The sequence below is a fragment of the uncultured Polaribacter sp. genome, from assembly GCF_947503875.1.
GTDB lineage: Bacteria > Bacteroidota > Bacteroidia > Flavobacteriales > Flavobacteriaceae > Polaribacter.
This window is the reverse complement of the sequence record NZ_CANNFH010000007.1, coordinates 173,064-180,810: the sequence shown is the minus strand read 5'-3', so window position 1 is coordinate 180,810 and position 7,747 is coordinate 173,064. Positions and strand designations below refer to the sequence as shown.

The 7,747-nt window shown below is 29.6% G+C and carries 8 protein-coding genes and 1 tRNA gene; 3 read left to right on the top strand and 6 right to left on the bottom strand.

Annotated elements, in window-relative coordinates:
* Nucleotides 1–81: 81 nt before the first annotated feature.
* The 3 genes from Q0684_RS12390 to Q0684_RS12380 form a co-directional block, all read right to left on the bottom strand.
* Complete coding sequence (locus tag Q0684_RS12390; protein WP_299017262.1) at nt 82–507, bottom strand: DUF2147 domain-containing protein; 426 nt, start codon at nt 505–507, stop codon at nt 82–84.
* Between the two features lie 41 nt (nt 508–548).
* Nucleotides 549–1,073, bottom strand: coding sequence for an HAD-IIIA family hydrolase (locus Q0684_RS12385; RefSeq protein ID WP_299017259.1), 525 nt, complete (start codon nt 1,071–1,073; stop codon nt 549–551).
* 62 nt (nt 1,074–1,135) lie between these two features.
* Entirely contained in the window at nt 1,136–1,834 is a 699-nt protein-coding gene (locus Q0684_RS12380) for a DUF2520 domain-containing protein (protein ID WP_299017256.1), read from the bottom strand.
* Nucleotides 1,835–1,908: 74 nt separating this feature from the next.
* Here Q0684_RS12380 and Q0684_RS12375 point away from each other — a divergent pair, with 74 nt between their 5' ends.
* The 3 genes from Q0684_RS12375 (at nt 1,909) to Q0684_RS12365 (ending at nt 3,912) form a co-directional block, all read left to right on the top strand.
* Nucleotides 1,909–3,063 (top strand): PLP-dependent aspartate aminotransferase family protein, encoded by a 1,155-nt coding sequence (locus tag Q0684_RS12375; protein WP_299017253.1) that lies wholly within the window; start codon nt 1,909–1,911, stop codon nt 3,061–3,063.
* Between the two features lie 2 nt (nt 3,064–3,065).
* Nucleotides 3,066–3,782 carry a bacillithiol biosynthesis deacetylase BshB1 gene (bshB1, locus tag Q0684_RS12370; protein ID WP_299017250.1) on the top strand — a complete coding sequence of 239 codons (717 nt, stop codon included), beginning with the start codon at nt 3,066–3,068 and terminating at the stop codon, nt 3,780–3,782.
* A gap of 54 nt (nt 3,783–3,836) precedes the next feature.
* Nucleotides 3,837–3,912 (top strand) — tRNA-His (locus Q0684_RS12365).
* Nucleotides 3,913–4,097: 185 nt separating this feature from the next.
* On the opposite strand, the gene Q0684_RS12360 is transcribed toward Q0684_RS12365, so the two are convergent.
* From Q0684_RS12360 to Q0684_RS12350, 3 genes are all read right to left on the bottom strand, one after another.
* Nucleotides 4,098–4,847, bottom strand: coding sequence for a LytTR family DNA-binding domain-containing protein (locus Q0684_RS12360; RefSeq protein ID WP_299017247.1), 750 nt, complete (start codon nt 4,845–4,847; stop codon nt 4,098–4,100).
* Nucleotides 4,848–4,850: 3 nt separating this feature from the next.
* On the bottom strand, nt 4,851–5,576 hold the full coding sequence (locus tag Q0684_RS12355; RefSeq protein WP_366140212.1) for a metallophosphoesterase: 726 nt from the start codon (nt 5,574–5,576) through the stop codon (nt 4,851–4,853).
* Nucleotides 5,577–5,697: 121 nt separating this feature from the next.
* Complete coding sequence (locus Q0684_RS12350; RefSeq protein ID WP_299017244.1) at nt 5,698–7,737, bottom strand: histidine kinase; 2,040 nt, start codon at nt 7,735–7,737, stop codon at nt 5,698–5,700.
* Nucleotides 7,738–7,747 lie beyond the last annotated feature (10 nt).

Genomic DNA, 7,747 nt, shown 5'->3' with positions numbered 1-7,747 from the left:
TCAACCATCAACCATCAACCATCAACCATCAACCATCAACCATCAACCATCAACCATCAACCATCAACCATCAACCAAAAACTACTCAGCTCTATCCCAATAAGCAGTTTTACCAAACATAGAAAAACCAATATAACCGCGTAATTTTAGTTTATTCGTGTTTTCTAATAGAATATAACATTTGTAAACTTTCCCATTTCTAGGATCTAAAATAGTACCTCCAGACCATTCTTCACCATCTTTTTCTAAGCCTGTTAAAATATCTAAACCTAATATTTTTTTGCCTTTATTTTCACCTTCGCATAAAGTACATACAGCATCTTGTCTGATTTTATCTTTAATTTCTATAACTTTGGCAAAGGCCTTTCCATTTTTTTTATAGACTTCTATTACAGAATCTACCTCTCCTGTATCATCATTTTTAGAATTCCATTTACCAAAAATAGTTTGTGCATTAATTGAAAAGGTAAAACCTACTATAAAAATTAATACTGCTATTTTTTTCATGTCTTAAATTTGTTTTTGTGATAAATAAAAAGTGATTTTTTTTACAGACTTGCATCAAAGTTTTCTTCCCATTTTTGCTGTACTCTTAATACTTGTTCTATAACATCTCTCACACAACCATCTCCTCCTTTTTTATCTGAAATGTATTTAGAAACTTGTTGAATTTCTCTAACTGCATCATTTGGGCAAGCTGGTAAACCTACTAATTTCATTACAGGGTAATCTGGTACATCATCTCCCATGTATAAAATATTTTCAGGATCTAAATTATATTTTTCTAACAATTCTTTATACTGTTTTATTTTGTCATGTGCACCTAAAAATACGTCTTCTATACCTAAAGCCATTAGGCGTTTTTTTACGGCTTCATTTGTTCCTCCAGAAATTATACAAACTCTAAACCCTTTGTTTAGCGCGTTTTTTAAGGCATAACCGTCTTTTACATTCATGTGCCTTACCAATTCGCCATCTGGCATAATTGTTAACATTCCGTTGGTTAAAACACCATCTACATCAAATATAAAAGTGTTTATTTTTGGTAATAATTGCTTGTAACTAATTTCCATATTTTTATTAAAAAAACACCTTTAAACTGCGCTAAAGGTGCTATTGTTAGTTTGTTTGAAATTTAATTATTAGCATTTTGAATTGACTTTGTTAAAATGCTATAAATTTCTTGTTGATTTTTATTTAGTAAGTCCAAATGATTTTTTATGGTTTGCTCATCGTTTCTAATTGCAGGTCCTGTTTGTGCTTCACTTGGTGTTAATGTTTCTATTTTTAGTACAGTTTCTTTTATCAAAGGCTGTAAAATATCAAAAGGTACATGGTTTGTTTTGCAAATATCATTCCCGATTTTAAATAAATGGTTGGTAAAATTATTTACAAAAACGGCTGCTACATGTATGGTTTTTCTTTGTTCAGAATTAATTTTAAAAATTTTAGTTCCTATAGCTTGTGCAATTGTTTCTAAAAGATGGTAATCTTTTTCATTTTCTGCTTCTAAGCAAATCGGAATTTCAGAAAAATTTACTTCTTTGTCCTTAGAAAACGACTGCAACATGTAAAAAACACCTTTTCTAGTAGTGTTTTTTAATTCAGTAATACTGCAAGCACCAGAAGTGTGTACAACTAAAGTATTGTTAATTTTTGAGGATACTTCAGAAATTGCATCATCTGAAACCGCTAAAATAGTTATATCTGCACTGGGAACATTTATTAAATTTCTAGATTTTATTTTTGTAACAGTAATAGTATCAGCATTTAAAAAAACATTATTTAGATGCGTGGCTACATTTCCATTGCCAATTATTAATACAGATATCATTACAACGAAGATATTACAATTTTAAGAAAAAATTATTTAAGAATTGTTAATTTAGCCAAGAGAAATAGAAGATTATGAAAGAAACGAACAAACTAGGTATAAATACAATTTGCGTGCATACAGGAGAAGTTAAAGATGTGCAATTTAAAGGAGCAGTTTCTCCTTTATACATGTCTACTTCTTATGCTTTTGATGGAGTTGATGTGAAACGTTATCCGCGTTATTTTAATACGCCAAACCAAGAAATGTTGTGTGAAAAAATTGCAGCATTAGAAAATACTGAAGACGGTTTAATTTTTGGCTCTGGTATGGCAGCAATTTCTGCCGCTCTTTTTGCTTTCTTAAAAACAGGAGATCATGTAATTATACAGCAAGTAATTTATGGAGGAACCTATAATTTTATTGTACAAGAATTTGAAAAGTATGGCATAGAATATTCATTCACAGAATCTGATAATATTGAAGATTTTATACCTTTGGTTAAAGAAAATACCAAAATAATTTATATAGAATCTCCTTCTAATCCATTATTAGGAATTACAGATATGCAAGCAATTGCAAATTTGGCAAAGGCCAATCACTGCATTTCTATGATTGATAATACATTCGCAAGTCCAATAAATCAGAATCCTGCAGATTTTGGTATTGATATTGTGCTGCATTCTGCTACCAAATATATGGGTGGCCATTCAGACATTTCTGCTGGTGCTATTGCGGCCACTAAAGAACATATTGCGCAAATATGGAAAACTGCTATTAATTTTGGTGGAAATTTAAGCGACCAAACTGTATGGTTATTAGAGCGTAGTTTAAAAACCTTAAACTTAAGGGTAAAAGAACAAACTAAAAATGCCCAAAAAATGGCAGAATACCTAGAGAAAAACGCAAATATAGATCGTGTTTATTATCCGGGTTTAAAAAGTCATGCTGATTATGAATTGGCAAAAAGGCAAATGAAAGGTTTTGGAGCCATGTTATCTTTTGAGTTAAAAGAAGGAATAGATGCTATGGCTTTTCAAAACAATTTACAATTGATAAAACCTTCTATGAGTTTAGCAGGTTTAGAGAGTACAACAGTTTCTCCGGCCCAAACCACACATGCACTATTAACAGAAGAACAACGTTTAGAAAGAGGTATCAAAGATGGATTAATACGTTTTTCTGTAGGTATTGAAGATGCTAACGACTTAATTAAAGATATTGAGCAAGCCATAAAAAAAACAATATAATAATGAAATTAGATATTTTAGCTTTTGGTGCGCATCCAGATGATGTGGAGTTGGGTTGTGGTGCAACTATAGCCAAAGAAGTTTCTTTGGGTAAAAAAGTAGGTATTGTAGATTTAACTCAAGGTGAATTAGGCACAAGAGGTTCTGCGGAATTAAGATTTATTGAAGCTACAAATGCAGGTAAAATTCTTGGCGTTGTAGCGCGCGAAAACTTAAAATTTAGAGATGGTTTTTTTATTAATGATGAAAAACATCAACTAGAAATTATAAAAATGATTCGTAAATATAGGCCAGAAATTGTTTTGTGTAATGCAATTGATGACAGGCATATAGATCATGGTAAAGGGAGTAAATTGGTTTCTGATGCTTGTTTTTTAAGCGGACTTTTAAAAATTGAAACAAAATTAGATGGGAAACTTCAAGAAAAATGGAGACCTAAGCAAGTCTACCATTACATACAATGGAAAAATATTGAGCCTAATTTTGTGGTTGATGTAACTGGTTTTATGGAAATTAAAGAAAAAGCAGTTATGGCATATACTTCTCAGTTTTACGACCCAAAAAGTAAGGAGCCAGAAACGCCAATAACTAGTAAAAACTTTACAGATAGCATAAATTATAGAGCAAGAGATTTAGGCAGATTAATAGGAGCAGAGCATGCAGAAGCTTTTACCACAGAACGTTACGTAGCTGTAGAAAATTTAGATAAATTAATTTAATTTTTTATTGTGTTAAAATAGAAAAAACATTTATATTTGCATCCGCAATTATATGGTGGTTGTAGCTCAGTTGGTTAGAGTATCGGTTTGTGGTACCGAGTGTCGCGGGTTCGAGTCCCGTCTTCCACCCAAAACAAGAGTCTTTCTAGAAATAGAAAGACTTTTTTTGTATCCGAAATTTGGATTAAAACTCAAATTGTCACTTCGAATGTAGTGAGAAGTCCCATACTGTAGCTCACACCTTGTTATTTATTATCAAATTTATAATGTGTGCAAAATGAAAACCAATGAATTCGTAGTTCCCACAAATTAGCATCAAAAAGAATTCAAAACCTCTAAAACTTCTGTTCTTTTTCTTACTGAAACAGGCACATTAGAATTATCGGTAAGCATTAAATAACCACCATCAGATTTTATAAATTCTTTAATATACTTTGTGTTGATTAAATGACTTTGATGCACTCTAATAAAGCCAACTTCTTTTAATAAATCTGCGTAAAACTTTAAGGTTTTAGAAACTAGTATTTTAGAGCTATCTTTAAAAAAGAAAGTAGTATAATTATTATCAGATTTACAGCGAATGATATCGATAATATTAGCCACAATTATTTTTTCTGTGGTATGTAAAGATATTTTTTCTAAACTAGAATTTGGAGCAGTAATCGCTTGCTTTAAAACACTTAATTGTTCGTTTTTTGGTTGAATTTGAGAAAATGCTTTGGCAATTGCATTTGCCAAATCTTTGTCTGTATATGGTTTTAAAATATAATCTATTGCTGCAAACTTAAAAGCTTTAATAGCATAAGCATCGCTTGCTGTAACAAAAATAATTTTAGAAGTTAAATCGGGGAAAATTTCTAAAATATCAAATCCTGTTCCGTCTCCCAACATTATATCTAAAAATAAAATGTCAGGTGTTATTGTTCTTAGTAATTTTGCGGCTTCAACAACAGATTTTGCTTTGCCAACCAGCGTTAAATCTTTGTGATTAGTGCTTATATCATTTTCTAGCATTTCTAATGCTAAAGGATTATCTTCTACTAAAATGGCTGTTGTTTTGTTCATTTTTTATGCTTTTTTTAGTGTAAATAAAGTAATTTCTGGTCTTACATTAAAACGAATTTGACGAGAGTTACCTAAAGCGCTGTTTATATAAAGTGTACGGCCTTTTTTTAATGGAATTTCTCCAGCAGTATATCGCTTGTTTTTTACAGGCAATACAGGTGGTTTTAAAAAAGGTGGTTTTACTTGGCCTCCATTTGTGTGACCAGATAAAATCCAACCAGAATATTTGCCCCAAACATCTAAATCACAAAAATCTGGATTATCACATAGTATTAAGTTTGCTTTATTATGATTCATTTCTGAAAGCACTTTTTTAGGGTTAAAATTTAATCCCCAATAATCGTCTAAACCGGTAATATATAAACCACTATTTTCTTTTTGTTGATTGTTGAGCATTGTAACTCCAGAATCTTCTAAAATGGTATTAATCTGATCGGCAACTTCTTGTTGGTACCAATTTATCCCATAATCATGATTTCCAAGAATGCCAAAAGTACCTAAATTACCTAAAACAGGCTTTTGCATTACCTCTTGTAATTGCTTAAATTGTTGCTCATCTTCGTAAGAAACATAATCTCCTGTATACATTACAAAACCTGGTTTATACAGCTTTGCTTTTTTAAAAGAATCAATTATAAATTGATAATTAAACCTGTTTCCCACATGTATGTCGCTAATTTGCATGAGTGTTTTACCAACAAGATGCTCAGGTAAAATCTTAATAGGCATATTTTTTTTACAAACTCTAACCAAAAAGGTTCTACTTGCCAAGAGTAAATTCCGGTTGCTAAGAAAAGTCCTGTGGCACTTAAAAGCGACTTCTTTATAAACTTTCTTTTTTTCATTTTGTTTAAAAATCTGTTTTTAAAGGTATTTTAAACTGAATAGAAGTGCCTTTAACTTCAGTTTTGTTTTTCAATTCTTTAATTGTAAAATTAGCGTACTTATTCAGGTTTTTAATTCTTTCTTTAGTTATTTTTAAAGCCAAGGAATTATGGCTTTTATGTGATTTGTTTTTTTGAGATTCATAAATACCAATTCCGTTATCTGTAATGCAACATTCTAAAAAACGATGATTTACTTTAAAACTAATTTCGATTTCTCCCTTTTTTTGGATTTTAGAAATTCCATGTTTTACAGCGTTTTCAACAAAAGGCTGTATTAACATTGGCGGAATTAAAATTTCTTCTGCATCTATACTATTTAAGTTTTCTGTAATGCTAAATTCAAAGGCATTTGTATTCATTTTTTGCTCTAAAAACAAATAGTTTTTAAGCGTATTTATTTCTTCTTTTAAACTAATTTCTGCTAAATTAGAATTGTTTAAAACACTTCTTAAAAGCACTGCAAACTGAGAAATAGTACTGTTTAACTCTTTTTTATTGTTGGTATTACCTAATGCTTTTATACCATTTAACACATTAAAAATAAAATGCGGATTCATTTGTAATTGCAATGCTTTTTGCTCTAAAGACAAGAGATGGTTTTCTAATTTTAAGGCGGTAACTTTTTGTTCATTTTTCTTTTTAAGCTTACGAATATAAATTTCTAGTAAACTAGCGGCAACTAAACAGAATAAAACAATACAAAGGGTAATAAACCAAACTTTTTTATAGATGGGTTTATCTATTGAAAAATGAAATTTTTCTGAAGTTATTTTATTACTGTTTATAAATTTGCTTTGCGCGATAAAAGTATACTTGCCACTTTCTAAATTTGCAAAATTAATTTGATTTTGAGTGCTCCAAGGAGAAAATTCACCGTTGTTTAATTGATGCCTATAAACAATACTTTTTGGGTTGCAAATTGAAATACTTTGCAATAAAAAAGCAATGTTATTTTGATCTCGATTTAGCTGCAAAGCATTGTTGCTATTTGTTTGAATACTTTTATTTAAAGGAGTATAATTAATGCTTATATCTGCTATTTGTAGCTTTGTATATGCTGTTATACTTGTATTTTTTTTAAGGTATAAGCCAGTATTTGAAGCAATAAATACATTTTTTTCGCTATCTTGAAAAGCAGTGTAAATAGTATTAGAGTTTAAATTACTATTGTACTTATTTAGTCTTTTTTCAAAAATAAAAGTGGTTGCATTTAAAACATCAATTCCGTTGTTTTTAGAAATTACATAAATTTTATCATCAATATTTTTAATCGTATTTATTTCATTTAAAATGTATTTTAAGTCGAGCTTATGATCTTCTTTTACTTCTAAAATTTCATTTTTATTTTTAAGTACAAATAATTTGTTTTCTATTTTTAAAAGTGAAGAAAATTCGCCAGAACTTAGCTTTGTAATCTTTTTGGGTTTTATAAGCGCATCTAATTTCCAAAGGCCACTATTACTCGCTACTATAAAGCTGTTATCGTAAAATAAAATATCATTTATTAAAGAAAAATCTAAATTGTATTTGGTTTTTAAAGGTTGCAAATAATCGCCTCTAAAATGCCAAACACCTTGGTTTGTAGCAAAATAATACTGATTGTTATGCTCTACTATTTTCTGTACACTTTTGGATTCAAAAGTTAAAAGTGTGTCTTTTGTTTTTAAGTTTATGCTTTTATTTTTTCCAATAAATAAAGAATCATTTTTACTGAATAAGGTTTGTACTTCTTGCGAAGAATTCCCGATTTTAAAATCGTAATTTTTTAATGCAATTCCATCATACTTAACTAAGCCTTTATTGGTGGCTAGCCAAATATTATTGTAGTCATCTTGTGTAATTGTATGTATCTTAAAGTTTTTAGACCCAGTTATTTTTTTAAAAGTATTTTCTTGGGCTGCTGAATGCAAACAATGCAGCATAAGTATTGTAGACAAACTTCTTTTAAAATTTAAAAGAAAATTTGCAACAACTGCTAAGAAATTTTTTAAAATTAATTTCATAAAAACAAAC